We start from the raw sequence: 25837 nt of genomic DNA on the forward strand, positions 1-25837 counted from the left end.
GCAAGGCGCTACTTCCAACACGGTTGGCGATGCAATCGGCGCGGTCGACGGCAACCTGACTACGCTCAATAGCGGCATCTCCAGCGGCTCTGTCGGTGTTCTTCAGCGAAACGACACCACCGGCGAAACCGTGCTCACAGCACTCAATGCCACTGGCACCACGCCAGGCGATGCGCAGAAGTTGCGTAACCTGGCAAATGGTGAATTGTCGGCGACCTCGTTGGATGCAATCAACGGTTCGCAGTTGTTTGGCACCAATACTCTGCTGTCGCAAGTGGGCACCTCGATGGCCACCAACCTGGGCGGTGGTGCAATGTATGACGCAGCGACCGGTACGGTCAGCGCGCCTAGCTACAGCGTCCAGGGCAGCAATTACAGTAACGTCGGCAGTGCGTTTGGTGCTGTTGATTCGAATCTCACCACGCTCACTGGTGCAATTCGTAGCGGAACCGTGGGGCCTGCTCAGCGTGTGGGTACTTCCAATGCCCTAGTGCTGACCTCGCTCGCTGGCACGGCGGCTACACCAGGTGCTGCGCAGACCCTGAGCAATCTCGCGAATGGCACACTATCGACAACTTCGACCGATGCGGTGAATGGTTCACAGTTGTTTGCGGTGGACAACCGTGTCACCTCTATCGAAGGCAGCATCAGTTCTATTACCAGTGGAGGTGGGATCAAGTACTTCCGCACCCAATCATCGGCAATGGATTCTGTTGCATCGGGTAGCAACGCGGTAGCTATTGGCGGCGCGGCTGTGTCGTCGGGGGAGGGTGCGGTCGCCATCGGCGACAACGCCAGCGCCAGCGCAGCCAATAGTGTCGCGCTCGGTAATGGCTCCAGTGACAATGGTCGCAGTGCTGAAAACTACACCGGCAAATACTCCGGTGTAACCAATGCAACAACCGGTACGGTTTCCGTCGGCAACGCAGCGACAGGTGTTACACGGGTCGTGGCTAACGTAGCTGATGGCGAACAAGGCAATGATGTAGTCAACGTGCGTCAACTCGATGGCGCGGTAAGGCAGGCTAACGCCTATACCGACACGACAGTGAGCGTGCTGGAGAAGGGCCAGCAGACCCAGTCCGAGACGATCAGCAGGCTTCAAAATGGCCAGGGAGGCATGTTCCAGGTCAACAACGCTGAAGGCAGCGCCACTCCTCAGAGTACAGGCAATAATGCCATAGCTGCGGGCGCGGGCGCGTTGGCGTCGGGCAGTAACAGCGTGGCGATGGGTACCGGTGCTGAAACCACGGCTGCAGACACGGTAGCCCTTGGCAGCAACGCTAAAGCCAGTGAGGCCAACACGGTGGCGCTGGGTGCGAACTCCATTGCAGATCGACAGAATACGGTCTCGGTCGGGGCCGTGGGTAATGAGCGTCAAATCACCAATGTTGCGGCGGGCACATCGGGAACGGATGCTGTCAACTTCTCTCAATTGAACGATACCGTCAGTGCTGCGAGCAATGCCGCGAACGCTTATACCGACTCTCGATACACCTCGCTCAAACGCGACCTGCAAAAGCAAGATGACACGCTCAGTGCCGGTATTGCGGGTGCAATGGCCATGGCGAGTTTGCCGCAGCCTTACTCGGCGGGCGCTAGCATGACTGCTTTGGGTGTTAGCAATTATCGTGGTCAGTCGGCTTTGGCGTTCGGGGCTTCGCGTGTCTCCGATAATGGTCGCTGGGTCACTAAACTCCAAGGGAGCACTAACACGCAAGGTGACTTTGGTGTGGGTGCTGGTGTTGGTTATCAGTGGTAGCAGGTAAGTAAACGAGACCCGGCGCACGCCGGGTTTTTTGCTACACCTAATTCAGAATATGTGTGAGCTAATGATAGATATGAGATTGGCAGCCTGCTTCGTGTTGCTGCCGTTATTGAACGGCTGCGATGCTCCGTCAATCAGCGCGCAGGATTCAACGCCTGACAGCGCTCAACAGCGTTGGCTGGATGTACCGGCTCTTCCGATCATGCAGAAAGCGGTACTGGCAATAAAGCCTACGATCGAGCCACAGCGTGATGCATGGGCGATGCAAAACATATGCGGGTTGGCCCGAGGTGATCGTTCTGAGCATCAAGTTAATCAAGCCTTGACCCATGCCGGTGTCGATCTCTCCAAAACGCCGGAAAAGGACTCATTGTTGGATGTACTGGTCAGGGGGAATACGGCGCAGCGCAGTACGATTTGCGCGGTTTACCTGGTCAAAACTTTGTTGTCTCCACCACTTGCCAGTGACTTTATGAGTATGCCGGGAACTGCGGCTAAAAACGCATCAACAGGCAAACCGGAGCAGCCAACTGTTGATAAGCAGCAGTTGAATCAAACGTTGGCGGCAAAGCTTGCGGTTGCCAAGGCCAGCGCCGACGTCTTCGCATTGATCGCCAGCCAATTGCAGCAGGTTCCCGGGCTGACCGTGGAGCAATATCACAGCAGGACTCAATTGATGTTTTCTTCACTGGCACCCGCGTACTTAAAACGGGTGAGGGAACTTTACGCGGCTCAAGGAGTGGATTACCTGCTGACAGAATTTTCAGACGAACGTTTTGCCTTTCGTAGCAGTGATGGCAGTGCGTTCGAGTTTTCGCGTAGCGGCATGACCTTGAAGTTCAATAACATCACGTGGATCGGTGACAGCCAGCTCCTGGGTAAAGCTTACTATTGGAGGACAAATTATTTCGGTTCCACCGCATTGCGTGTCTCCCAGGTTGCCGATTCCAAGTAAGCGCCGCAGCCGGTCACTGTTGGGTTGAAGACAGCACCGCGTGTTTTGAGCGTCACGGTTTCACTGGCGTATCAAGTGTGCGCTTACCGGCTTGCGCTTCTATAAGGCTGGTCAGCTGGGGGTCAAAATACGCGACATCCAGCAAGTAGGTTTTACCCAGCAATTTCCCCTCTCCATACCAGGGGATCCGGTTTAGGCTGAAGTTCAAACCGTCATACCCATAGGCGAAGAGGTGGCCGCTACTGGTGCTGAATTTGAATTCACTGTCGGAGTACTCCAAGAGCTTGAAGGTGGTGTTTATTCCACTGGCGTAGAGTTCTTTGACCCGCTGTAGATAGGCAGGTGCGAGCGCGGTAAACAGGCTTTGTGCTCGTTGGTTGTAGTGTGCAAGGGTCAACCCCGGTGTTTTTTCCAGCTCTGTGGCCATCAGTGCAAAAAGATCAGCGTCGGCTTTGGCCACTGCGAGTTGCACGCCAAGAAAGCGATTGAGTTTTTGCAGGTCAATAACAAGCCCTTTGGTATTTTTTGACTCCGGTGTGTCAGTTTTTGCCTCCACCATGAATTCGCTGGTTTTCGGCAGTGTCATTGCGGACGTCGCTACAAAAGCGGCACATGCGGTGATGCGCAGAGACTGGTCGGTGTTTATCAGTAGCGACATAGGGTGGTCTTTATGGGCGATAGCAGTCAGGTCGATACCTTGTTCACGTAACGTCTGGCTGACCTGATCTTGTGACGCTTCACCGCGGGCCAATGCACACACTTGGCGCATCATCAGGTCGTTGCGTTGGCCATTGATGGTGGGCACCAGTGACACTACTGCGTTCTGAATAATGGTTAAGGCAGGCAGCGCTACTGCAAAAGCCTCATTTTTTTCTGCAGGTTCGTGGGGTGTTCCGTCGCAACCGATCACGAGAAGGAGTGGAACTATCCAGCCACTCGTTTTGAGTAATGACATCGTGTTCGCCTTTTGTTGATCCAGATTAGTCAGCAACTGCGCAGACGCGGTCGCGCGTTACGTGCCTTACCACTGATAACCAACCCCGACCCCAACGCCCGCATCACCTTGGGTGTTTGTCGAGGCCTGCAGCTTGGTTACCCAGCGCCCGTTATCAGAGATTCTTGAAACACCAAACGACAGTGAAGATTGCCCACGGTAATTGGCGGCACCGAGGGAGGTCATGCTCGCCCCGGGCGAGTAAGGCTGCGGCAAGCTTGCCATGGCCATGGCGCCGGCTATCCCGGCGCTCAAGGTGTCATCCTGCTGTTTCAAGTCGCGTTTGAGTTCGGAATAGCGTTGATCGGTATAGGCGTTGGTAGAGTTGGTGATATTGGCCACGCTCTTGTTGAGTTGATCAAAGTTCACGGCGTCAGTGCTCTGGGTCCCGGCGGAAACATTGGTGATCTGTCGTGTACTGCCGGCGGCGCCGACTGACATACTGTTGTCCCGATCAGCCACTGAGTTGGCACCCACCGCCGTGCTGTTTTTTCCACTGGCGCTGGCACCGTTGCCCACGGCTACCGAGTTTTCTCCAGTCGCCTTGGCGGTGGTGCCCACTGCCGCACTATTGTTGCCTGAAGCCACCGCACCGGCACCGGCCGCGAGTGCATTAGTGCCAGTGGCAGAAGGCTTGGCGGCGCCTGCGGTATTCTGTACCTGGAACATGCCGTCAGTCCCGTTCTGCACCTTGGCAACGCTGCCTTCCACCTGAGTGACGCGGTTGTCCACCGAAGCGATTGCACCGCCAAGGTTGCCAATGGAACTGGTGACGTTTTGCAGGGAGTCGTCGGTGTACTGTTTCGACTCAGCCACTGCTCCGTCGAGTTGTCGCACATTCACCCCATCGGTGGCTGCACGGCCATCGGCGACGTTACTCAGAGTGCGGGTTTCGCCGGTAGTGGCGTTGCCTACCGAAACAGTACCCACGCTGGCATTGGCAGCGTTGGAGTATTTGCCAGTGTAGGTTTCTGCGCCTCGGCCACTGTCGCTGGCGCCCTGGCCGAGTGCCACGCTGCCACCTGCAGTTGCAGAAGCTCCATTGCCCATCGCCACGGCCCCTGCGCCGGACGCTTGCGCGTTGCTCCCTGAGGCTACCGAGGCGCCGCCGGATGCTTGGGCGTTGCCGCCAATAGCCACCGAATCGGTACCGCTGGCGACGGAGTCTGGCTGGACCGTGTTGGCATGGAAATACTTCACGCCACCCCCGTTGGTGATGTTGTTGATATCACCTTCAATCGTCGACACGCGCCCACCCAAGTTCGTGATGCCAGCAGTGTTAAGCGCTACCTGATTACCGACAGAGGTCAGTTGCTCGACATTGACCGCATCGTTTGGCGCCGAACCCGCCGCGACACCGGTGAACTTGCGATTGCCCAGCGCTGTACCTATGCCCAATTCCCCTACAGATGTTTGCGAAGCGGTCAGGCCATAGGCGGCGTAGGCCGCCTGCGCGCCGACCGTAGTAATTGAACTCGAACCCAGGGCGATGCTTGTGGCGTGGTTTGCCACTGCGCCTGCGCCTAAAGCCAGGGACTGCTCGCCCTGAGCTTGTGCTTGAGAGCCTATGGCAATACCGGAAGCCAGAAGTACCTGGGTGTTGCGGCCAATGGCGATACCGCCCGCACCCGCCAGACTGACGGTGGCCTGGTTGCCAATGCCAATACCATTGTCGCCATTGACCACGGTTGCAGGCCCTACCGCAATCGCCTCTTGGCCCGCCGCCAACGAATCCTGAGGGTTGGCTGAGTTGGCATGGAAATACATCGTGCCGGTGGCGCTGATCGAACCCATGGCGCCGGTTAGCTGGCGTAGCGTCACAGCGTCTTGAGCGTCAGTGCCATCGGCAACGTTGGTGATTTGTCGGTATTCGCCGTTTTTTCCGACGGACACGGCGCCGACCAACGTGGCATCGGATGTGTCGTATCGAACGGTACCGTTGCCCGCTGCGATCAAGCCTGTAGCCGGCGCGATGGCGCGGTCCGAAATAGCACCTTGGCCCAATGCCACGCCGCCCAACACTTGAACGCTGCTTTGGTTGCCCAGTGCCACGCTGCCGTTAGTCGTCGCTGCAGCACCGGCGCCCGCGGCCAGGGACTGCCCACCACCCGCCACCGATTGCGCGCCAATGGCAACACTGTCGATGCCGGAGGCCTGGCTGTCGGCAAGTATTGAGTTCGCGTGGAAATACTTGATACCCGCGCCATTGTTCACGAGATTGTTTAGGCCAGTACCAATGTCGTTAACCGCTGTGTTGGTGGCGAACAGTTGGCTGCCGTTGACCGCGTCGGTGCTGGATGAGCTCACTCTTCCTGCGGCCACATGGGTAATCTGCCGCTCGTTGCCCAAGCTTCCTACCCCGAGTACCCCGCCTGGGCTAGCCCCTGCATAGGTATAAGCGGTTCCGTTGATTGTTTGGCCGGTAGTTGGATTGGCCGCTTCGGTGGTCGACCCGTTACCCAAAGCGATCGAGTTCGTCACGCTGGCCAATGCTCCATTACCAATGGCAATGCTGTTCGCTGCATTAGCATTGGCGGACGGGCCGATTGCAACGCTGTCGGCTCCGGTCGCGGTACTGTCGGTCTGTGCCGAGTTGCTGTGAAAATACTTGATGCCTGAACCGTTGTTCACAAGGTTATTTAGGCCGGTACCGATGCTGTTAACGGCCGTGTTGGTGGCGAACAGTTGGCTGCCATTGACCGCATCGGTGCTGGCGTTTGTGACCTGGCCGGCGGCAACGTTAGTGATTTGCCGTTCGTTGCCTGCCGTTCCAAGGCTCAGCACCCCAGTTGGCGTAGCGCCGGCGTACGCATAACCCGTGCCGTTGATCGTGCCTGATGAAGTAGGGGTCGCTGCAGCGGTGGCGGCATTGTTACCCAGTGCTACCGAGTTTGTTGTGCCTGCGGTTGCGCCGTTGCCCAAGGCTATCGCGTTCGCCGCTGTGGCGTTTGCGTTTGGGCCGACGGCGATGCTGTTGGTGCCTGTGGCGGTACTGTCGGTAAGGGTCGAGTTACTGTGGAAGTACTTGATACCTGCGCCATTGTTTACGAGATTGTTGAGGCCAGTGCCGATACCGTTGACGGCCGTATTCGTAGCAAACAACTGGCTGCCGTTCACGGCATCGGTACTGGTCCCTGTCACTCGACCCGCTGCCACATTGGTGATCTGACGTTCATTGCCTGCCGATCCGAGGCTGACAACGCCAAATGGTGATGCACCGGCGTAGGTGTAAGCAGCGCCGTTTATCGTGCCGTTCGCTGTCGCCACAGCGGCTGCCGTGGATGCACCGTTGCCCAAGGCGACAGAGTTAGTGACGGTGGCTGAAGCGTCACGACCCAAAGCCAGCGCATTTGAGGCGCTGGCGTTGGAATTCAAGCCCACGGCAATCGCCCCAATAGTGCCGGCGGCAACCGCCGAATTCTGACCTATGGCTACCGAGCTGTTGCCACTCGCTACGGCATTGACACCAAACGCGGAAGCACTGGCGCCCGAAGCATTCGCAGTTGAACCCACTGCGGTCGCGGTCAGGCTACTGGCTATCGCATTGCGCCCCAGTGCAGTAGAGCCAGTAGCGCTAGCGATGGCGCCGTTACCCAGAGCGATTGAGTTAGTAGCGCTGGCATTCGCGGTCGGGCCTATGGCTACACTGTCAGTACCGGTAGCCGTGCTATCCGCCAAAATCGAATTACTGTGAAAGTACTTGATACCCGCGCCGTTGGTGACGACGTTATTGAGTGTGGTGCCGAGGCCATTGACCGCAGTGTTCGTCGCGAACAACTGGCTACCATTGACGGCGTCCGTGCTGGCCGCCGTGACCCGGCCGGCGGCTACATTGTTGATTTGCCGTTCATTGCCTGCCGACCCCAAGCTGAGGACGCCAGTCGGTGTCGCGCCAGCGTAGGTGTAGGCAGTGCCGTTTATCGTGCCGTTCGCTGTCGCCACAGCGGCTGCCGTGGATGCACCGTTGCCCAAGGCGACAGAGTTAGTGACGGTGGCCGAAGCGTCACGGCCCAAAGCCAGCGAATTGTCGGCGCTGGCACTGGAGTTCAAACCCACTGCAATGGCACCAAGGGTACCGGCGGCAACCGCCGAATTCTGACCTATCGCTACCGAGCTGTTGCCACTCGCCACGGCATTGACACCAAACGCGGAAGCACTGGCGCCCGAAGCAACCGCAGTTGAACCCACTGCGGTCGCGGTGAGGTTACTGGCTATCGCATCGTTCCCCAGTGCTATAGCGTTGATAGCGCTAGCGGTGGCGCCGCTACCCAGAGCGATTGAGTTAGCAGCGTTGGCATTTGCGGTCGGGCCTATGGCTACACTGTCAGTACCGGTAGCCGTGCTATCCGCCAAAATCGAATTACTGTGAAAGTATTTGATACCCGCGCCGTTGGTGACGACATTATTGAGTGTGGTGCCGAGGCCATTGACCGCAGTGTTCGTCGCGAACAACTGGCTACCATTGACGGCATCCGTGCTGGCTGCGGTGACCCGGCCGGCGGCTACATTGTTGATTTGTCGTTCATTGCCTGCTGAGCCCAAGCTGAGGACGCCAATTGGCGCTGCGCCGGCGTAGCCATAGGCTGCGCCATTAATGGTGTCCCCCGTTGTCGCCACAGCGGTAGCGGTGATGGCATTGCTGCCCAAGGCGACGGAGCTGGCGACCGTCGCCGAAGCGTTATGACCTAACGCTAATGCATTGATGGCGGTGGTATTGGCCCCCAGTCCCAAAGCAACTGAATCTATAGCCCCAGCACTGGTACTTGCATTTTGTCCAAGGGCCATAGAACTGTTCCCTGCCGCCGCAGCATTGACTCCGAATGCTGACGCGCTGATGCCCGATGCTGTTGCGGACGAACCAACCGCCGTCGCTGTGAGCCCGGTGGCATTCGCATTGTGGCCGACGGCAACGGCGTTATCACCGCTCGCCGCAGCTCCTGCGCCAAACGCGGATGCACCTAACCCTGTCGCCGTAGCACCATCGCCAACGGCAGTGCCACTGATGACTGTGCTGGATCCAGAAACGCCCGCTATCGCATTTCGCCCGACTGCCACGCTGCCGGTGTTATAACCCCGACTGGCTGTCCCTACCGAAACTGCGCTCGTGCCGATTGCTTGTGCAGCATCCGCTGCAGTTGTTCCTCCACCCAATGCGACAGCACTTAACCCTGAGGCTAGAGCGTGGGAGCCCAGCGCTGCCGCGTTAGTGGCACTGCTATTGGCGCCCCAGCCCAGTGCCACGGTATTGGCTCCAGTGGCGTTGGCTATTCGCCCCATTGCGATTGAGTTTCCACCGGTTGCGACGGATGCATCACCAATTGCAACGCTGATGCCGGTGGCCGTTGCGCCGCTACCACCACCGATCGCGATGGAAAATGTATCGGCCGTCGCCGCAGCTGTAGAGCCGGCCCCAGTAGCAGAGCCGTTGCCTACCTGATCATGCTGAACAGCTGTACCTCCCAATGAAAGATCAGCGACGACAATCAAGCCAATCCCCCCAATTAACGCCACGCAACGGTGCATTTTCTTAGCTTGACCAGCTCTCGTCCGTTTACAGGCAAACTCCGAGGTAACAACCCAGCTTTGCGAGGCGCCATTCCAAATGACAGAAAAAATTCTATTCATATTATTTTTGGCGTACGCCAACCTCCGGTGATCGTTTTCCGGGATGGAAAACAATGATTTCAGATGCCGTATCTAGCGAGGGTAAACGAGGTCAGTCTGGAGGCTTGCAACGTGGGGAAAGTGATAGGGATAACGTACGGTTGAGGTAGGCGAAAAAGAGGACAATAGACATTTTATTTCGCACCTTTATAATTGTATTTGTCGGGCGATCAGTCAGTGGCAAGATTTGCGATAGGTCCAAAAATGGGTTGCCATTGCTACGATATTCTATCGAAAGCATAGCTTTAAGGGCCATAAAACACCTTGAGTCTATTCAATCGAATAGGCAATATCTAATTAGGTGTAATTATAAAGTAGGATTGGCAAGTGAAGATTTTGTGGTTTTTTCTGTGTTGCTGCTGCGATTGCGCATTTCCGTCGGTCACGCTGTTTTCGGGCAGGTAAGCTGTGACGCAAGGGTGTGAACACGCGAATTGGTATCGGCTGGCATCAGCGCTGAATCTTATCAGTGAGCTGGTTTTGGGACAATTCCTATATATTGTGCTTTCGGTTTCCAATATATTAAGCCATGTAAATCGAGCAATACTTATCTTTGATGCAATTCAATTGCTCCTTTGGCAAAGATAATTTTTACGCCCCTAATGGGGCGTTTTTTTTGCGTTTCTATTCACATACTTTTTTCTAGTCTGCCGTGATAAATCTATAAAGACGCCCCACTGTCTTTAAAGATTCCGTTAGATCATTTATTGAGTGCTGTGAACGCATATTCAGCGTGCGTGTGTTCGGACAGGATGTTGTGAAGTACAGACAATGATGTGTGGAACCAAACTGGCCATAAATTCTTCGAGGGCACGGTATTCCGGCAGTCCTGTTCTATAGCAAGTAGTGCCACTGACGCGCAGTGTCAGATCATGATCATGGGGGCCGCAGCTATAGACAAATAAATTGACGATCGAAAATTTTTCAATGAGTGGAGATTGATAGTTATGCAAGTCGAGTAAGTGTTCAGAGGCGATCAAAGCGTCGAATTTTCTCTGACCCGCCCAGCTCAGTGCCGCGCCCTCCTTAGCTGTTGTGGCGCAGGCGATACAGTAGTACCCCATCACATTAAGCATTTTTTCGATGAGAAGTGATTGTGCGTGACTGTCATCGAGGATCAGCACGCGAGTGTGTTTGTTGATCATAGCCTGTCTACCTTCCAGCGTTCGCTGAATACTCCCACCAGTCATTGGGTGGGGGCTTAGGCTATCCAATAAGGCTTCGTCCTCAATTAGGACTGTTCTGAAAATGCATTGGCTTACGCAATGTGCTCGGCCGTCAGGGTTCAAATCGTGATGTTTGTGCACATCGATATTGATCTCATTATCTGGCTGACAATCCATTAGTCATGCGCCTGAACCGGCTCTGCCGCCGCTCAGGCTTAGCATTCCTGTACCTCGGCAATTACCCGAGCATCAAAAGTAGTACCCAATATTGATATTCGTTCGGTAGTACCACTGATTACTTCCGACCGAGTTGGTATTGGTAAACCCCGTACCATTTTCCGCCCCGCCATAAGGGTTGGCGTTTTTCGCCCAGGTCAAGTCGACCCATGCCATGACCGGCATCGCCAGAAATTGTGCGCCGACGGTATACATCTGCGAGTCGTCCCAGCCGCGCTTGTCTTTCATCACGCGACTGTAATCGTTGTAGAGTTTGATTTTCTTCAGTTGACCCAGTCTTGGCGTAAGGACGTCATAGCTGACATTCAGCGCGGCAATGCTGGCCTTGGCTGCCATCAGGTAGGCGGGGGTCAATCCATTACCGCCCATCAGCAATGAGGCGTCGCTGACACCCGTCGGGTTTTTCGGATTGTATTCGTAGCGAATGCCTTGGGTGCTTACCGTCCACTGGCCGGCGTTGATGATCGCGTGGATGCCGGTGGCCCAATAGTCGCCGTCGTCTTTGGTGGTGGCGTTGTACAGTTGTGCGGTGGCCACAGAGGCGCCGACTTCGGCTTTCCAGCCGTCGTTGACGAAGGTTCGGGCGACGCGGGCGTTGAGCTGGTTGTGTTTTTCGTTGTCTTGGCGCGATTGAGTGAAGGGGATGGCATTGTCTTTAAGGTCGGCGTAGCGTCCGACCTCCGGCGAATAGCGGATGCCGGACGGCACCATGCGCGGGAAGTAACCCAGTTGCACGTCCCAGTCCTTATCCTTGTAGCTGTACTTCAACCCCGTGCCGGCGCTGACGCCATAGCCCATGAAGAAGGGCAGGTGAAAACTCCAGCCAAATTGCGGGTAGGGTTCAAGACCGAATGGTTTTAACGGCACCCCCAGTTGCAGGTTTGAGCTGCTGTTCAGGCGATAACCAACAAAGCCGCGATCAATGGAGCGTTTGCCGTCATCCTGGAACCAGTAGCCGGCATCACTGAACAGGTTTTTGTAGGTCGCCTGCACATCGATTCGAAACGTGTCGAATAAAAAACGGCCATTGTTTTCTGTACTGTCCCACTGTTCGTCGCGGTAGTTAGTGCGCAAGGCGCCACCTATGTCCAGGCTGCTGTCGCCATCATCGCTTTGCCAGGCGATATGCGGAAATGGCTTTTTGGTATTTGAGGAGGTCTCAGGTGCCGCAGGTTGACGCTCATTCGCCAGGCTGACGCAACTGCTCATTATCAACCCCAGGCATACCATGTAATTTTTCATGTTGGCTCCCCACACAATAGTTAGCGCGACAAGGTAATCGGCAACACTTCTGCGCTTCCCTTCTAAAGTGGCAATGGATGATGCACTGAAGTATTGCTGCCTTGGCGTACCGTTTGTTTTAGCTGTTCCGTGCTTGAAGCGACGATTGATCCCTGAACTTAGTGGGAGGAGAGCAGAAACTATGCCAACTGCAAAGTGAGAGGCATTGAAAAATAAAGTCAGAAAAAACAATTGTTTATATAGGAAACGTATTTATTTGTATTACCCGTGAAACGCAAGGTTAAGCGGGTAACGAAAGTGCACGTTATACGTGCGTCTTAACTTCGCGTGCAAAAAAAAAGGCCGACAAAACGCTCGACCTGTTTAGCAGATGAATCTGAAAAAGGGCTATAAATCCAATACTAGGCGCCGACTCTTGCAACCGGATACGCATACCATCATGGATTTATTGGCTGCACGTTCGGCTTTTGTCAGCACACCGTCGCGGTGATCAATGTCACCTTCCAACACTCGGGTTTCGCACGAACCACACACGCCTTCGCGACAGCTGTACTCGATAGCGCAACCTTGTTCTAGCAAGACGTCGAGCAAAATCATGCCCGGCTCAATAGACAGGGTTTTGCCGGACTTTTTCAGCTCAACGCTATAACTGCTCTGGGCTTCTTCGGACGGCGGCAGTTGCGCAGCGGTGAACCGCTCGATATGTGCGTGAGGATAGCCGAGGCCTTCACAGGTGCTTTCGAACGCATCGAGCATCGGCGTCGGGCCACAGCAATAGAAGTGTGTGTCGTCAGGCTGGCCTGCCAAGTAGGCACTCAGGTCCGGCGACACGCCTTTTTCGTCGTTGAAGTGATAAATCACATGGCTGCCAAGGCCGCTCAATTCGTCCACCATGGCCGCTTCCTGCCGCGAACGCGCGCAGTAGATCAGCTCGGCGGATTTTCCCAGTGCCAGCAGTTGCCGGAACATGCAGTAGATCGGCGTGATGCCTATACCACCCGCTACCAGCACGCTATGCCTGGCACTCAGGTCGAGCTTGAAGTTGTTGCGCGGTGCCGAGATCGGCAATTGCATGCCGACCCGCAACTGCCCGTGCACATATTCCGAACCGCCGCGGCTATTGCGATCACGGAGGATACCGACCATATAGCGGCTTTGGTCGCTCGGCGAATTAAGCAGTGAATAGCTGCGCACCAACCCGTTGGGCAGGTGCAAATCAATATGAGCGCCGGCTTCGAACGGGGCGAACACCGTATCGCCATGCGGCCGCAACTCGACACTGATGATACCTTCAGCTTCGTAACGCAAAGTGTGTACGAGCGCGGTGAGAGGAGGGGAGTGGGACATCGGTTACCTCTTTTCAACAGTTCGCAAATCGAAATTTAGACGCACGCACGCCCCACTCACCACCCGCAATTTGTGGAACGCCAAAGCGTTTAGTTCAACCAGCGTTGACGTTGGAAATAGCGCGCGATCGATGAACATCATGGCAACTGCTTCGCTTCGATCAGCTCCAATTGGGTCTTGGCAGCATTTTTCAGGTAGCGGCGCAGGCGTACCACCCCAAGGTCATGCTGATAGAGGTTTTCCCGCTGGTTGGCGTCCGGTTCCATGAATTCCAGCAGCACTCGATCCTGTTCCAGCACGGCCCAGTGCCGGGCTTCCAGTCGGTTCTTGTAGAGGAATCGCCAAGTATCACGCTGCCAGCCAGTCAGCGGCCGGCAACGCCAGTGGAACACGGCCGACAATGATCGACTGCTCGGGGTATAGCTGCCGATGATGGTGAAGTTGCCGCCGGGACCACCGGTTTTCGGATAGGGAATTTCCAGGCGCAACCAGTGGCAGCTGTCATCCATGAATTCGGTCCAGTCGAAGTTCACGCCACGCTGGCCTTCCTTCTCGAAAAAGAAACCTTTATCAGTGTCACGGGTGACGAACTTGGCGGTGGCTTCGCCTTCGCTCATGGAGTGCGACATTTTGTGCAGATAGGTGCCGTGCATCGGGTCCATGACATTGTCGATGACGTAGCGATAGTCACCTTTCCACTCGGTGTAGCACACGAAGCTGCTCCACAGCGGGGAGGTCAACTGTTCGGGCAACACTAACTCCGGCGGGGTCTCGACATGCGCTTCGGCGGCGTTGTAGAGGAATATTGCGCCGGCGGCTTCACGGGTATGGAACATACGGGTAGGGCGGCTGCCTTCTAGCTTGCACCCGGGGCTGCCCGGGACTTTGGTGACAGTGCCATCGCTACGCACTTCGACGCCGTGATAAGGGCACTGCAGTCGATCGCCCAATACCGGCCCCTGGGACAGCGGTGCGCCACGATGGGGGCAATGATCCTCGAGGGCATGCACGCTGCCGTCATTGTCGCGCCACAGGGCAATCTTGTACCCCAGTCGACGGATCGACACGGGTTTTTCACCCAATTGATCGGAAGGCAAGACCGGGAACCAGAGGTTCTTCAAGCCATTTGCCAGGTGGTTCTCTACAGGGTCAACGGTGTTGTTCATGTTCATTTCTTATTTACCTTCGGCGGGTCATTCGCCCAGTCGAACCATCAGGGTTTTATAGGCATCTGGTGTCCACTCTCCGGTGGTCAGCGGGCAGGGTGGCCCGGCCAGGTTCAGGTGTGCGAGCAGGTCTGGCAGTTCTGTCACACCATTGCCAAAAGCACGTTCGATGGAGTCGCCAAGCAGCTCTTCAAATTGAGTGTTGGGCCGTTTACGCGCCTGATGGGGTTGCAGATAGGGTTCGGTGTCGCTCATCTCATTGACCTCCATTGCTTACCCGTTCGCGGATCACTTCGCGTAAGGGGGTAAATTCATACGTAGGGAGCACTTCAGTGCTGAACATACCCCAGGCCGAGCGTTCAAGCTCAGCGTTGAGGGCAAGTAGCAAAAGCAGGGAATCGTTTATTTTTTACGCTACGTTTGCTATCGGCACGGTCCAGGCGTTATGCACGGCGGCACCGACGCCCAAACCGTCCAGGGAACGCACAGCGTTGAGTGTCAGGTTGATGTCGGCGCCCACTCGCAAAAATGCTTTGGACTGTTCGAATACTGTGACGTTATGCCCGGCACGGTGCAAAGCGATAGCGGCGGTCAAACCACCGATACCGGCACCCGCGATGGCGATATTTAGCGAAGACATGGACGACTCCTGCTCAGGGTTTCGGTTTGTCGGTGAGGAACTTGCCTTGCGGCGCCTCGACGTTTTGCTGGCGACGGGTATTGCCATCAATGCCACCGGCAATCGCCCATTCGGCAAATACAGTCGGGCCGGGTTCGAAGGTGCGTGGCTCCCATTCGCCAGTCAGTTGGTCCTCATCGGCGTAGTACTCGACCAGTGCGCCGGCCGGGTTTTTGAAGTACCAGAAGAATGCCGAAGACACCGGGTGCCGGCCCGGGCCGATTTCCGTGGCCCAGCCGTTTCGGGATACATGCATGCCGCCGCCGAATACCTCGTGTACATCGCGCACGGTGAAGGCGACGTGGTTCAGGCCGGCGCGAGGGGCGGGCAGTTGCAGCATGAACAGGTCGTGATGACCACCTTCTTCAGCGGTGCGCAAGAAGGCACCGCGATCCGGGTAGCGGTCCGAGGCCTGGAAGCCGAAGCGCTCGTGATAGAAGGCTTCGCAGGCATTGACGTCCTTGACGAAAAACACCACGTGGCCCACTTCGATCGGCGTGGCCCGTTCGTAGACCGGTGCGGCCTTGTTGATCCGACCTTTGGTCTGCCAGGTATTGTGGCCGCTGCATTCAATGTCCAGCTCACGTTTGCGTGTCACTTGCAGGCGAATTGCGAGTCCGTTTGGGTCGGTGCAACCGATGCGACCGCCGGCGGACATGTAGCCTGGATCGTTGGCGATGCGCACGCCGTAAAGCTTGAGGTCCGCTTCGCTTTCGACGCCCCACACCACTTCGCGCACGGTCGAACCAGCCTCGATGGCTGGCGGCAAGCCCGTCTTGTTGATGTCGGCAAGCACCACGCGGCAGCCGTTGAGGGTTTCGAAGATCACTTCGTCAGCCTGCTCGCTGACTTTGGTCAGGCCCCAGTCTCGGAAGAACCGTGTGCTGGTCTCGAGGTCCTCGACACCATAGGTCACTTCATCAATGCCTAAAACGCTCATATCCCTACCTCTTGTTGCACACCGGCCCAAGCCAGTGGCTGTTCGTTCATGCCCCAATAAAGGCTCTTCTGTTCCATGTACTGCAGGATGCCGAGGCGACCTTTTTCGCGGCCCAGGCCGCTGTCGCGCCAGCCCCCAAACGGTGTGGAAATCGAGAACTGTTTGTAGGTATTGATCCACACCGTGCCGGCCTGGATTTTTCGACCCAGCGCCCAGGCGCGTTTATAGTCACGGGTCCAGATGCCGGCAGCGAGGGCATACAGGCTGTCGTTGGCTTGTTCGAGGAGTTGCGCTTCGTTATCAAACGGCATGGCTACCAGCACAGGGCCAAAGATTTCTTCCTGGCACACCTGTTGATGGTTGTTCAACCCTTCGAGGATGGTCGGCGGGTAGTAGTAGCCCCGATCGTAGAGGCCTCCACTCAGGCGTTGCCCGCCGAGCAATAAACGTCCGCCTTCAGCCAAGCCCAGTGCGACATAGCGTTCCACCGATTCACGGTGCCCGGCGCTGATCAACGGCCCCATCTGTGTGCGCTCGTCAGCCGGGTCACCGACGCGCAATTCGGCCGCTGCCGCCACCAGGCGCGCCATGAATGGCGCGTACAGCGCGCGTGCGACAAACAATCGCGAGCCAGCGATGCAGGCTTCGCCCGAAGAACTGAATATGCCGTAGAGCACACCCGCAACCGCGTGATCGAGATCGGCATCTTCGAGAATGATGGTGGGTGATTTACCCCCCAGTTCCAGTGACACTGGCATCATTTTGTCGGCGGCGATGTGGGCAATGTGTTTGCCGGTTTTGGTGCCGCCGGTGAACGAAACACGTTTGACCAACGGATGGCGGGTCAACGCATCGCCGAGCAGCGAGCCCTTGCCCGGGAGCACGCTGAGCAGACCTTTCGGCAGCCCGGCGTCTTCGCAGATACGGGCCAATTGCAGCGCCATCAACGGGGTGATTTCCGCTGGCTTGATCACCACCGCATTGCCCGCCGCCAGCGCAGGCGCGACCTTCTGTGCTTCGCTGGCAATCGGTGAGTTCCACGGGGTAATCGCTGCAATCACCCCCATCGGCTCGTAAACGCTCATGGTGATAAAGTCGCCACGGGACGGCGTGAGGGTTTCTTCGAGAGTTTCACAGGCTGCGGCGAAGAACTGAAAGGTGCCGGCGGCGCTGGCCACCAAGGCGCGGGTTTCGTTGATTGGCTTACCATTGTCCTGGCGCTGCAATTGCGCGAGTTCTTCGCTGCGCTCACGGATCAGCTCGGCGATGCGGTACAGCACGGCGGCCCGTTCGTGAGGTTTACGCTGCGCCCATCCACTGTGCAAAAACGCCTGGTGTGCGCCGTGTACGGCGTCTTCCACGTCGTCGACGCTGGCAGCGTTGAGCCAGGCAACCGCTTCCCCGGTGGCGGGGTAGCATGTGGCGTAGCGTTCGCCGCGGCCCAGTCGCCATTCGCCTGCAATGCAGATCGGTAATGTGTGTTCGAGAGTCATCGCTGTCCCCTAAATCGAAATCGCGTGGGCGTGGTTGCCCAAGGCACGGACCACGCTGTAGACAGTCAGCGCCGAGGTCTTCGGGTTGGCCGGCAGGGGTTTGCCGCGCAGGCTCAGTTCGAAACCGCCGAAGGCGCCGCGAGCTTCGAAGTGATGCACGTTTTCTTCGCACGAGGGATCGGCGATCAGCGTCACGTGGGTACGATCCAGCCCGAGTCCGGCCAGTGCCAATGTCGCCGCCACGTTGGCATTTTTCGGGTATAGATGAGCAGCTTCACGGGCACTGCCTTGAAAAATTACGGTGGTTTCAGTGAGGGTATCCAGGTCGAAAACCTGTTCTGCCACCGTATTTTTCCAGGCGCGTGGCGGTTTACGGCCGGTGTAGTTGACCGCGTCCAGCCCGCCGACCTTGGCGGCCGACAAGGCGTCGATGCCACCGATGGCGCCAGGCAGCAATTGGATTTGGGTCTGACCACGTTCAGCGGCAGCTTCCAAGCGTTCTACCAGGCCGACTTCGGACAATGCTCCCACCGAGACGATAAGGCAGGCAATGCCGCGCTCCAAGGCGGGTAGCACGTGTTCTTCGATGGCGCGGTGACCGGCGCACTCGACCATCAGGTCAGGGTGCGCGTCAGCGGGGAGCGCCGTCAGCACTTGCGGTGGTTGTTTGAAACTGGCGAGCCGTTGGCGTACCAGCTCCTCGGAACCGGCCGTGGCAATGACGTATTCGACGCACAACTGCGGGTCTTTCTCCAGCAGTTCAAGGACGCCGACGCCAATGGCCCCGCAGCCGATCATAGTGATATGCAGCATGCTGAATTCCTCAGGCCGTGGCTTTTTGCGCTTTGGTTTCACTGTTGGGCGGACCGGCGAACTGGGTGGCGAAGTTACCGACTTTGAGCATGTCGACTTCCAGCAGAAACGGTCCGGGTTGCGCGAGTGCGCCCTCGACAACCTTGCCGAAGTCCCTCAGGTCGGTGACTAGGCCGTGGCGCAGGTTCATTGACTCGGCGAGCTTGGAGTAGTCAGGTGTGTGCAAGTCGACGTAGCAGTGGCGGCTGCCGTACACCGCGTCCTGGATGTTGCGGATCACGCCGTAACGCTGGTCGTTCATCAACAGAATCACCACGTTGGCGTTTTCCTGCACCAGCGTTGCCAGTTCACCGAGGTTGAGAATGAAACCGCCGTCACCGGCCAGGGCAAACACCTTGCGCTCAGGCGCTGTTTGCGCCGCCGCGATGGCCGCGCCAATGCCCATCGACAAACCCTGGCCAATGCCACCGCCCAAGGCATGCACGCCGGAGCGCGGATGGCACAGCGTTAACAAGCGATTGCCCCAGATGCTGTTGGACAGCGTGACGTCGCGTACCCAGGAGAAGTTGCGCCCGGTCAGGGCTTGCAATTGTTCGACCATGGCGGAATAGGGGCCGAGGTCAGCGATCAGTTGCGTGCGGGATTTTTCGCGCACCTCCTTCAGCTCGCCAAGGAACGTCGGGGCGATGTGCAGGCGGCCTTCCAGGCGATCCGCCAGGCCTTCCAGCGCGAGCGCCGCGTCACCGCAGATAAACAGCTCACTGTTATAGCTGCGACCTTCAATGGCCGGATTGGCATCGATACGTAACGTGTTACGCGGCAATTGCAGCGAATACTTGAAGGTTTCGTTGCTGCGCAGGCGCGAACCGGCGATCAGCAGGGCATCGCAGCTTTGCAGGAATTTTTCGACCTGCTTGTTTTGCGAGAACGCACCCAGGCAGCGTTCGTCATCCTCGTTGACTACCCCACGCCCTTGTGTCGAAGTAATTACCCCGATACCCATGTCCAGCAGGCGTTTGACCTGCGGGCCTGCGTGCCGCGCACCGCCGCCGAGCCACAACAGCGGGCGGGTCGCTGTGGCAAGCCGCTCGGCGACTAGGTCCAGTGCTTCGGGCGCGGGAACGGCCACTTGAATGGGCAGGGGGGAAAGGTCGGTCGGCATCGTGATGAAGGTCGACTGAATATCGATCGGGATTTCCACACTCACCGGTCCCGTCGGTGCGGTCAGCGCAGTCTGTACAGCGAGCTTCAGGGTGCTGAGTGCGGTGTCCACACTGCGCACGCGGAACGCAGCTTTCGACACGGCTTTGAGCATAGTCAGTTGATCGCGGGCTTCGTGGATGTAAGCGAATTCCTGGTCCAGATAGGGTGTCTCAATCTGCCCGGTGATATGCAGCAGAGGCGTGCCGGCGGTCAGCGCCTCGACCATTGCCCCGGCGGCGTTGCCCGCCGCAGTGCCAGTGGACGTCAGGCAAACCCCGAGACCACCCGTGGTACGCGCGTAGGCGTCTGCCATGTTGGTGGCGCCGGCTTCACCGCGAGCCATGACAAAACGGATATTGCCGCGCACAGTGAATGCATCGAGGATCGGCATGTTGTGAATCGAGATGACACCGAATGCGGCTTTGACGTCGCATTGCTCGAGAAACGCGGTGATGACTGCGCCAACGGTGACAGTGTTTTCATTACGCATGGCGGGACAGACCTCCAGAAACGTCGATATGGCTGCCTGTGGTGTAAGCCGACAGGGGTGAGGCCAAAAAAAGGATCGCGCGGGCTGCTTCAATCGGCAGACCCAGGCGCCCCAGGGGGATTTGTTTGCGATGTGCCAGTTGGGCCGCCCATTGGGTCCAGTCCAGATCCCGCTCTTCGCGGGCCTCGAACCGTCGACGCCATTGACCAGACTCAATCAGGCCGATGAGGATGCCGTTGACCCGAATGCCTTCGCCGGCGAATTCGGTGGCCATTGAGCGCACCAGGTTCATCACGCCCGCGCGGGCGGCTGAGGTGGCGACCATGTGCGGTTCCGGCTGGGTGGCCAACAGTGAATTGACGCAGACGATGGCTGCGTCGGCCTGATTCTCCAGTTGTTGCTTGAAGGCGCGAACCGGGTTGATCACCGAGAAGAACTTCAGGTTCAGTTCTTCTGTCCAGGCGCTGTCAGTGGTGCCAGCAAAGGTCGATACCCGGCCCTGCCCGGCGTTGTTGACCAGAACGCTGGCCGGTCCCAAAGCGGTGCAACTGGCGCTGGCAAAAGCATTGACTGAATCAGCATCGAGCACGTTGCACACCTGGGCCAGCAACCGCGCCTCGGGAAACCTAAGACGCAACTGGGTTTCAGCGCTGCGCAGGCGATCTTCGTCGCGACCGCAGAAGGCCACGGCTGCGCCTGATTCGAGCAGCAGTTCGACGCAAGCCAGGCCAATGCCCGACGAGCCACCGGTCACAATCGCGGTACGGTCTTGCAGTTGATAAAGGCTCATTTCAATCTCTCATCAGGGCCGTGACCCGGTTGTGACCGTCGTGGCCAGCCGCGCTGTTGTAGTCGAGCAGGCGCGACAGTTCGTCGGCGCTTCGGCGTACTTGCAGCAGCAATTCATTGAAATTCACGTGGGCGATCTGGGTAGTCGGAATGGTTACCCCCAACGCCGCGACGATCTGTCCGGACTGATCGCGCACTGGGGCGGCAACCGTTGAAATGGCGGACTCGAAGAACCCCTCACCGCTGATGAAACCGCGCTGACGGTCGGCCTGCACCATGTCAAACAGCTCTAATACGGATTTCGGCGTGCAGGGCGAGAATTGTTCCAGATGATCCTCGGGATACAGCTCGCGCAGTTCCGCCAATGACAGGTCCTGGAGCAGAATGCGCCCCAGAACCGTGGCATGGGCGGGCAGACGCGTACCGACGTTCACTGCGTTGGAAAACACTGACGGTGGCGAGACTTTGGCCACGTAAACAATTGAGCGCCCGTCGCGCACCACCAGGTTGCTGGGATAGTTGAGGCGGTCGCACAAGCGAGCCAGCAGCGGCTGACCAAGTTCGGTCAGCTCCAGCGAGGCGAGATACTCGAAGCCCAGGCGCAGGACCGACATGCCCAGGCGGTACTCATTGCCGCTGCGCGTCACGAAACCCATGGTTTCCAAAGTCGTCAGCAGGCGAAAAATGGTCGAGCGCGGCAATGCCAGACGCCGTGCCAGCTCCGGGGCGGTCAGTGTGCGATTGCGTCGGCTGAATTCGCAGAGCAGTAGCAAGCCGCGCTCCAGGCCTGGCACGATGTATTTGTCCTGAGCGTCCTTCGGCAGATCCGAATCGTTCATAGCGATGCACCTGTCAGGGATTTTTTTAGGGCTAAGGCCAGTTGGCTGGCCACCACCATGGGTTGTTCGATGGGGCTGGCGTGCCCTGCATCGGCGATAAGGCTGAATGTGGCACCCAGCGCGCTGGCAATGTCCTGGCAGCTTTGCGGGGCAGTTATGCCGTCGGCTTCGCCGCAATGCACTTCGCATGGCATCGACAGCGGCGAATGCCTGAGCAGGTCTTCACCGCAAAGCAGTTCAATGGCTTGGCGGTAACCCTCGGGGTTGATCCGCGCCATGTTCCACTGCACCCAGGCGTGCGCTTTTACGCTTGCGCGTGGTGAGAGCATGTAGCGACTGCGTTGCTCGGCCATCTGCGTAATACCCAGTTGCTCCAGGGCATGCAGGCGTTTGTTACGCACTTCCTTGCGTAGCAGGGCGCGCGCGGGGTGGCCGTAACCTTGGGCAGGGCTAATCAATACAAGCCGGCTGATGCGCTGTCGCTGCACACCGCTGGCGAAGGCGGTGGCGGTGATGGCCCCGAGGGAGTGACCGACCAACACGCAGTGCTGAATGTCCAGTGCGTCGAGCATTTGCAGCAGGCGCTCGGCGTAGTCCGATGCATCTGGCGCCAGCGACCGCAGTGGTGAAGACTCACCGTAGCCCGGCGCATCCCAAGCGATGACGCGAGCGCTCTGGCCCAGTTCTCGCGCCACCTCCAACCACGACGCCGAGCCCGACCCGATCCCATGCAGAAGCACAATGGCCGGGCCAGTTCCGCATTCGCGAATGGTCACGCGTCCGCCGGCAACCTCCAGCAAGCGCTGTGGGAAGTGCAGGGCCAGCTGTGCCTGGAGTTCTGTAGTGGGCGATGGGGCCGGATGATCGATGGCGTGCGGCATGGGCTTATCCGCGCTTGATCGAGGCCAGAGGGTGCTCTGGCGGGTAGGTGGGGATGAGTGGTTTCTTCGCGCCGAGCATCACGCACATCAATGCGTCCTCATCGCCGATATTGATCTCCTCGCGATACACACCCGGCGGCACGGAGATAATGTCCCGGTCGGTCAGGATAGTTTCGAAGCGCTCACCGTCCTTTTCGATTACCACTTTGAGTTTGCCGCGTAGTACAAAAAATACTTCTTCAACATCAGTGTGCAGGTGCGGCGGGCCTTCATGCCCCGCCGGAATGACCATAGTGGAGAAGGTGAAGTTTTCCGATGGGATAGTGTTCATGTCGGTGCTGACACCCGTGCCGCCAGTGCCTATGTAGCGCATCTGTGCACGGCGGAACTTTGGATCGTAGTCGGCCTGGAACTTTAACGCGTTCCAGTCGTACTTGCGGGTTTCGTAGCGCGCGATACGGGTGTTCATCCAGCTTTCCAGGCTGCTGTCGGCGGGCTGTTCCCAGCTTTTGGCGGTGTCTTGCGCTGAGGTGTGAGCGTTCAAGTTTGCAGATAGATCAGTCATGGCAGTCTCCAGGTTCAAGGCATGACAAACCCGCCGTTGACCGGCAGGGTTTGTCCAGTGATGAAGCGGGCGAGGTCGGACAGCGCGAAGAGCACGGCACCACTGACGTCTTCGGGAAGTTGTGGGCGTTGGATCGCCCGTTGGTCGTTGTATAGACGGTGGCGTGCTTCGGGCACGTAGGCGGTGGCTTCTACCAGCACCAGGCCGGGCGCGATGGCGTTGACCGTGATGTTGTCTGTACCCAGTTCGCGGGCCAGGCTGCGAGTCATGGCGATGATGGCGCCCTTGCTTGCGACATACGCCAGCAGGTTCGGCGCGCCCCAAAGAGGCGTGTCTGAGGCCAGATTGACGATGGCGCCGTGACCGCTGGCGCGCAGCGCCGGCAAGCATGCTTTGGTCATCAGCCAAGTGCCGCGCACGTTGACGTGCATCACCTGATCCCAGGTGTCGAGACTGAGTTCTTCGCAGGTCTTGCCGCCGGAATTGGTAATCGAGGCGTTGTTTACCAATCCATCGAGCCCACCGAGCAGGCGGCACGTTTGCGCAATACAGGCGTCGATCGAATCCGGCTGCGCCAAGTCAACGGTTACGGCATGCACGGTCAGGCCTTCGGCGACCAGGTCTGCGGCTGATTGCTGCACGCGTTCAGCGAGGACGTCAGCGATGACCACCTGGGCCCCCGCACGACCAATGGCCTGGGCAAATGCATAACCCAACCCGCGCGCACCCCCGGTGACAAGTACACGACGGCCTTCAAGCAAGCGATTGAGCGTCGTCATTATTGGGTGCTCAGCATGGCTTTGGGCATGTAGTGCAGGACGCGTTTTTCGCTCCACACCACTGCGCCGTAGGCGAGTACGCCGATCAGTGTCAGCATGACGATGGCGACAAATACCCCGGCGGTATTACCCTGGCCTTCGGCATCAACCAGCATGAAGCCCAGGCCCTGATTGCCGCCGACGAGTTCACCGACCGTGACGCCGATCACTGCCAGGGTCGAAGCGATACGTAAGCCGGAGAACAGCGCGGCCATGGCCGAAGGGAACTCCACCAGGCGGAAGATCTGCCAACGGCTGGCGTTCATGGTGCGCACGAGGTTGATCATGTCCGGGTCCACCATGCGGATCGCCGACAACACGTTGATCATCACGGGGAAGAACACAATCAGGATCGCGATGAGAATCTTGGGATAAATGGTGTAGCCCAACCACATCACGAACAGCGGAGCGAACGCGACTTTCGGGGCAATTTGCAGCGCCAGAATGTAGGGTGATAGCACAGCTTCCGCAGATGGCGACAGGCCCAGGGAAACGCCAATCGCCACGCCGAGCAAGGCGCCTAGGGCAAAGCCGACAATGATTTCGAAGGCGGTGATCAGGGTGTGCTGCAACAGGCCGCCGGTTTGCCACATCACCACACTTTCCTGGACTACCCGACTCAGTTTAGGCATGACGAATTCAGGCATGCCAAGCAATCCAGGCCCCCACTGCCAGGCCACCAGGAAGACGATCAGCAGCGCAATGCTGCCGAGCACGGAGGTGTTAAGGTTTCTCATCGTATCGGTACCTTGTCGTCACTGGCGGTTATTGCACGGGTGTTTGGGGGGCGATGAACTGGTTGGTGTAGAGGTCGTCGAGCTTGGGCTGCTTGGCAACGATTCCTTCGCTGACGTAGAACTGTCGCACTGCTTCCAGTCGCGACGGGTCGATGCGGCCGGGTACGGCTTGATTGGCATAGACATGTTCGACGTAGAGCTTGAGGACCCTCTCCAGCGAAGCCTCCTTGCCTGCGTAGGCGGGGACTGCCTTGGCGAAAGTTTCTGCTGCAGCCTTTGGATCGTTAATGATGTCTTGCATGCCTTGCAGGGTGGCCTGAACCACGCCGCGGACAATCTCCGGGTGATTCTTGATAGCGTCGTCGGACGCGATGATTGCTTGGGCCATGCTCTCGAAAATCTGCGCCTGTGGGATCAGATGGACGTTCACCCCGGCTTCTTCGGCATTGATCACCCAGTCCGGTACGCTGGCCATCGCCTCAGATTTGCCTGCCGAAAACAACTGCCAGACACCTGAAGGGCCAGCTGCTTGTATGTTCACATCCGTCTTGTTCAACCCGGCCTTACGCAGCGAGGCGAGCAGGGCGTAGTAAGTGGTGTCCGAATAGGACATTACCGTCAGGGTCTTGCCCTTTAGGTCGCTGATGGAATTGATATTTGCTTTAGCGTTGGTAGCAATCATGGTCACGCCACCGGCGCCCAGCACGGCGACCGCACGTACCGGAATGCCGTTGGCCCGTACTACAATTGGGGTGTCGCCGAGCGCACCGCCGAGCATCGCGTTACCCGCGCCGATCTGCTTGGCTACGTCGACGCCACCCTTGGCGGCGATGAACTTCATGTTCAGATTCTGGGCGGCGTAGTAGCCCTTCTGTTGCGCGATGATCCACGGTGCGAAGGCCGGCGAGTTCGGTGGCGCCGGCAATAGGTACGTCACGTCGGTCGACTGCGCTTGTGCGGTGAATGCCATGCCCAGGCCGAGCACAATGGCGCTGACTTGGCTGTAGCGTTGATACAGAGACTTGAGCATGTGTACTCCTTAATCGGTTGA

20 protein-coding genes and 2 pseudogenes are annotated in these 25837 nt (G+C 57.9%); 2 read left to right on the forward strand and 20 right to left on the reverse strand.

The window, feature by feature from the left end; translation table 11 throughout:
- Both K0H48_RS17665 and K0H48_RS17670 read left to right on the forward strand, forming a co-directional pair.
- Positions 1–1762: YadA family autotransporter adhesin (locus K0H48_RS17665; protein WP_219268462.1), on the forward strand; the 1762-nt coding region annotated here is incomplete at its 5' end.
- Positions 1763–1841: 79 nt separating this feature from the next.
- Positions 1842–2723 (forward strand): hypothetical protein, encoded by an 882-nt coding sequence (locus K0H48_RS17670; protein WP_219268463.1) that lies wholly within the window; start codon positions 1842–1844, stop codon positions 2721–2723.
- Between the two features lie 52 nt (positions 2724–2775).
- Here K0H48_RS17670 and K0H48_RS17675 read toward each other — a convergent pair whose 3' ends face one another.
- The 20 genes and pseudogenes from K0H48_RS17675 to K0H48_RS17765 all read right to left on the reverse strand — a co-directional run bounded on the left by K0H48_RS17675 (position 2776) and on the right by K0H48_RS17765 (position 25816).
- Entirely contained in the window at positions 2776–3678 is a 903-nt protein-coding gene (locus K0H48_RS17675; protein ID WP_219268464.1) for a hypothetical protein, read from the reverse strand.
- A 66-nt stretch (positions 3679–3744) separates the two neighbouring features.
- The gene (locus K0H48_RS30965) at positions 3745–9204 is read right to left on the reverse strand and encodes a YadA-like family protein (RefSeq protein WP_307877373.1); all 5460 of its coding nucleotides are present in this window, start codon (positions 9202–9204) and stop codon (positions 3745–3747) included.
- A 48-nt stretch (positions 9205–9252) separates the two neighbouring features.
- Positions 9253–9342 (reverse strand): annotated as a pseudogene (locus K0H48_RS31080) (ESPR-type extended signal peptide-containing protein); the annotation flags it as partial.
- 767 nt (positions 9343–10109) lie between these two features.
- Positions 10110–10526 carry a hypothetical protein gene (locus K0H48_RS17685; protein WP_219268466.1) on the reverse strand — a complete coding sequence of 139 codons (417 nt, stop codon included), beginning with the start codon at positions 10524–10526 and terminating at the stop codon, positions 10110–10112.
- A 270-nt stretch (positions 10527–10796) separates the two neighbouring features.
- Positions 10797–12026 (reverse strand): hypothetical protein, encoded by a 1230-nt coding sequence (locus K0H48_RS17690; RefSeq protein ID WP_219268581.1) that lies wholly within the window; start codon positions 12024–12026, stop codon positions 10797–10799.
- A 387-nt stretch (positions 12027–12413) separates the two neighbouring features.
- Entirely contained in the window at positions 12414–13373 is a 960-nt protein-coding gene (locus K0H48_RS17695; RefSeq protein ID WP_219268467.1) for a PDR/VanB family oxidoreductase, read from the reverse strand.
- Between the two features lie 137 nt (positions 13374–13510).
- Positions 13511–14545 (reverse strand): aromatic ring-hydroxylating dioxygenase subunit alpha, encoded by a 1035-nt coding sequence (locus tag K0H48_RS17700; protein ID WP_219268468.1) that lies wholly within the window; start codon positions 14543–14545, stop codon positions 13511–13513.
- A gap of 21 nt (positions 14546–14566) precedes the next feature.
- Positions 14567–14794, reverse strand: coding sequence for a recombinase-like helix-turn-helix domain-containing protein (locus K0H48_RS17705; protein WP_219268469.1), 228 nt, complete (start codon positions 14792–14794; stop codon positions 14567–14569).
- 193 nt (positions 14795–14987) lie between these two features.
- Positions 14988–15179 (reverse strand): annotated as a pseudogene (locus K0H48_RS17710) (NAD(P)-binding protein); the annotation flags it as partial.
- 13 nt (positions 15180–15192) lie between these two features.
- Positions 15193–16158, reverse strand: a complete 966-nt coding sequence (locus K0H48_RS17715; protein ID WP_219268470.1) for a VOC family protein — start codon at positions 16156–16158, stop codon at positions 15193–15195.
- Positions 16155–17651 (reverse strand): aldehyde dehydrogenase, encoded by a 1497-nt coding sequence (locus K0H48_RS17720; RefSeq protein ID WP_219268471.1) that lies wholly within the window; start codon positions 17649–17651, stop codon positions 16155–16157. Before K0H48_RS17720 ends, K0H48_RS17715 begins: the two co-directional genes overlap by 4 nt.
- A 9-nt stretch (positions 17652–17660) precedes the next feature.
- Positions 17661–18464 (reverse strand): aspartate dehydrogenase, encoded by an 804-nt coding sequence (locus tag K0H48_RS17725; protein WP_219268472.1) that lies wholly within the window; start codon positions 18462–18464, stop codon positions 17661–17663.
- Between the two features lie 10 nt (positions 18465–18474).
- Positions 18475–20157, reverse strand: coding sequence for a thiamine pyrophosphate-binding protein (locus tag K0H48_RS17730; RefSeq protein ID WP_219268473.1), 1683 nt, complete (start codon positions 20155–20157; stop codon positions 18475–18477).
- Entirely contained in the window at positions 20150–20947 is a 798-nt protein-coding gene (locus K0H48_RS17735) for an SDR family oxidoreductase (RefSeq protein ID WP_219268474.1), read from the reverse strand. The genes K0H48_RS17730 and K0H48_RS17735 overlap by 8 nt, the downstream gene beginning before the upstream one ends.
- A 1-nt stretch (position 20948) precedes the next feature.
- A complete protein-coding gene (locus K0H48_RS17740) occupies positions 20949–21785 on the reverse strand; it encodes an IclR family transcriptional regulator (RefSeq protein ID WP_219268475.1) in 837 nt (278 codons plus the stop codon).
- A complete protein-coding gene (locus tag K0H48_RS17745; protein WP_219268476.1) occupies positions 21782–22666 on the reverse strand; it encodes an alpha/beta fold hydrolase in 885 nt (294 codons plus the stop codon). Before K0H48_RS17745 ends, K0H48_RS17740 begins: the two co-directional genes overlap by 4 nt.
- 4 nt (positions 22667–22670) lie before the next feature.
- Positions 22671–23231, reverse strand: coding sequence for a cupin domain-containing protein (locus tag K0H48_RS17750; protein ID WP_219268477.1), 561 nt, complete (start codon positions 23229–23231; stop codon positions 22671–22673).
- A gap of 14 nt (positions 23232–23245) precedes the next feature.
- Complete coding sequence (locus tag K0H48_RS17755; RefSeq protein WP_219268478.1) at positions 23246–24010, reverse strand: SDR family oxidoreductase; 765 nt, start codon at positions 24008–24010, stop codon at positions 23246–23248.
- Positions 24010–24786, reverse strand: a complete 777-nt coding sequence (locus K0H48_RS17760; protein WP_219268479.1) for an ABC transporter permease — start codon at positions 24784–24786, stop codon at positions 24010–24012. Before K0H48_RS17760 ends, K0H48_RS17755 begins: the two co-directional genes overlap by 1 nt.
- 28 nt (positions 24787–24814) lie before the next feature.
- Positions 24815–25816 carry an ABC transporter substrate-binding protein gene (locus tag K0H48_RS17765; RefSeq protein WP_219268480.1) on the reverse strand — a complete coding sequence of 334 codons (1002 nt, stop codon included), beginning with the start codon at positions 25814–25816 and terminating at the stop codon, positions 24815–24817.
- Between the last annotated feature and the right edge of the window lie 21 nt (positions 25817–25837).

Source organism: Pseudomonas sp. Xaverov 259 (assembly GCF_019352915.1).
Classification (GTDB): domain Bacteria; phylum Pseudomonadota; class Gammaproteobacteria; order Pseudomonadales; family Pseudomonadaceae; genus Aquipseudomonas.

Excerpts from the sequence above, each read along its gene's own strand:
- K0H48_RS17670 (WP_219268463.1), top strand. The coding sequence starts at position 1,842 with ATGAGATTGGCAGCCTGCTTCGTGTTGCTGCCGTTATTGAACGGCTGC.
- K0H48_RS17675 (WP_219268464.1), bottom strand. The coding sequence starts at position 3,678 with ATGTCATTACTCAAAACGAGTGGCTGGATAGTTCCACTCCTTCTCGTG.
- K0H48_RS17685 (WP_219268466.1), bottom strand. The coding sequence starts at position 10,526 with ATGATCAACAAACACACTCGCGTGCTGATCCTCGATGACAGTCACGCA.
- K0H48_RS17690 (WP_219268581.1), bottom strand. The coding sequence starts at position 12,026 with ATGAAAAATTACATGGTATGCCTGGGGTTGATAATGAGCAGTTGCGTC.
- K0H48_RS17695 (WP_219268467.1), bottom strand. The coding sequence starts at position 13,373 with ATGTCCCACTCCCCTCCTCTCACCGCGCTCGTACACACTTTGCGTTAC.
- K0H48_RS17700 (WP_219268468.1), bottom strand. The coding sequence starts at position 14,545 with ATGAACATGAACAACACCGTTGACCCTGTAGAGAACCACCTGGCAAAT.
- K0H48_RS17705 (WP_219268469.1), bottom strand. The coding sequence starts at position 14,794 with ATGAGCGACACCGAACCCTATCTGCAACCCCATCAGGCGCGTAAACGG.
- K0H48_RS17715 (WP_219268470.1), bottom strand. The coding sequence starts at position 16,158 with ATGAGCGTTTTAGGCATTGATGAAGTGACCTATGGTGTCGAGGACCTC.
- K0H48_RS17720 (WP_219268471.1), bottom strand. The coding sequence starts at position 17,651 with ATGACTCTCGAACACACATTACCGATCTGCATTGCAGGCGAATGGCGA.
- K0H48_RS17725 (WP_219268472.1), bottom strand. The coding sequence starts at position 18,464 with ATGCTGCATATCACTATGATCGGCTGCGGGGCCATTGGCGTCGGCGTC.
- K0H48_RS17730 (WP_219268473.1), bottom strand. The coding sequence starts at position 20,157 with ATGCGTAATGAAAACACTGTCACCGTTGGCGCAGTCATCACCGCGTTT.
- K0H48_RS17735 (WP_219268474.1), bottom strand. The coding sequence starts at position 20,947 with ATGAGCCTTTATCAACTGCAAGACCGTACCGCGATTGTGACCGGTGGC.
- K0H48_RS17740 (WP_219268475.1), bottom strand. The coding sequence starts at position 21,785 with ATGAACGATTCGGATCTGCCGAAGGACGCTCAGGACAAATACATCGTG.
- K0H48_RS17745 (WP_219268476.1), bottom strand. The coding sequence starts at position 22,666 with ATGCCGCACGCCATCGATCATCCGGCCCCATCGCCCACTACAGAACTC.
- K0H48_RS17750 (WP_219268477.1), bottom strand. The coding sequence starts at position 23,231 with ATGACTGATCTATCTGCAAACTTGAACGCTCACACCTCAGCGCAAGAC.
- K0H48_RS17755 (WP_219268478.1), bottom strand. The coding sequence starts at position 24,010 with ATGACGACGCTCAATCGCTTGCTTGAAGGCCGTCGTGTACTTGTCACC.
- K0H48_RS17760 (WP_219268479.1), bottom strand. The coding sequence starts at position 24,786 with ATGAGAAACCTTAACACCTCCGTGCTCGGCAGCATTGCGCTGCTGATC.
- K0H48_RS17765 (WP_219268480.1), bottom strand. The coding sequence starts at position 25,816 with ATGCTCAAGTCTCTGTATCAACGCTACAGCCAAGTCAGCGCCATTGTG.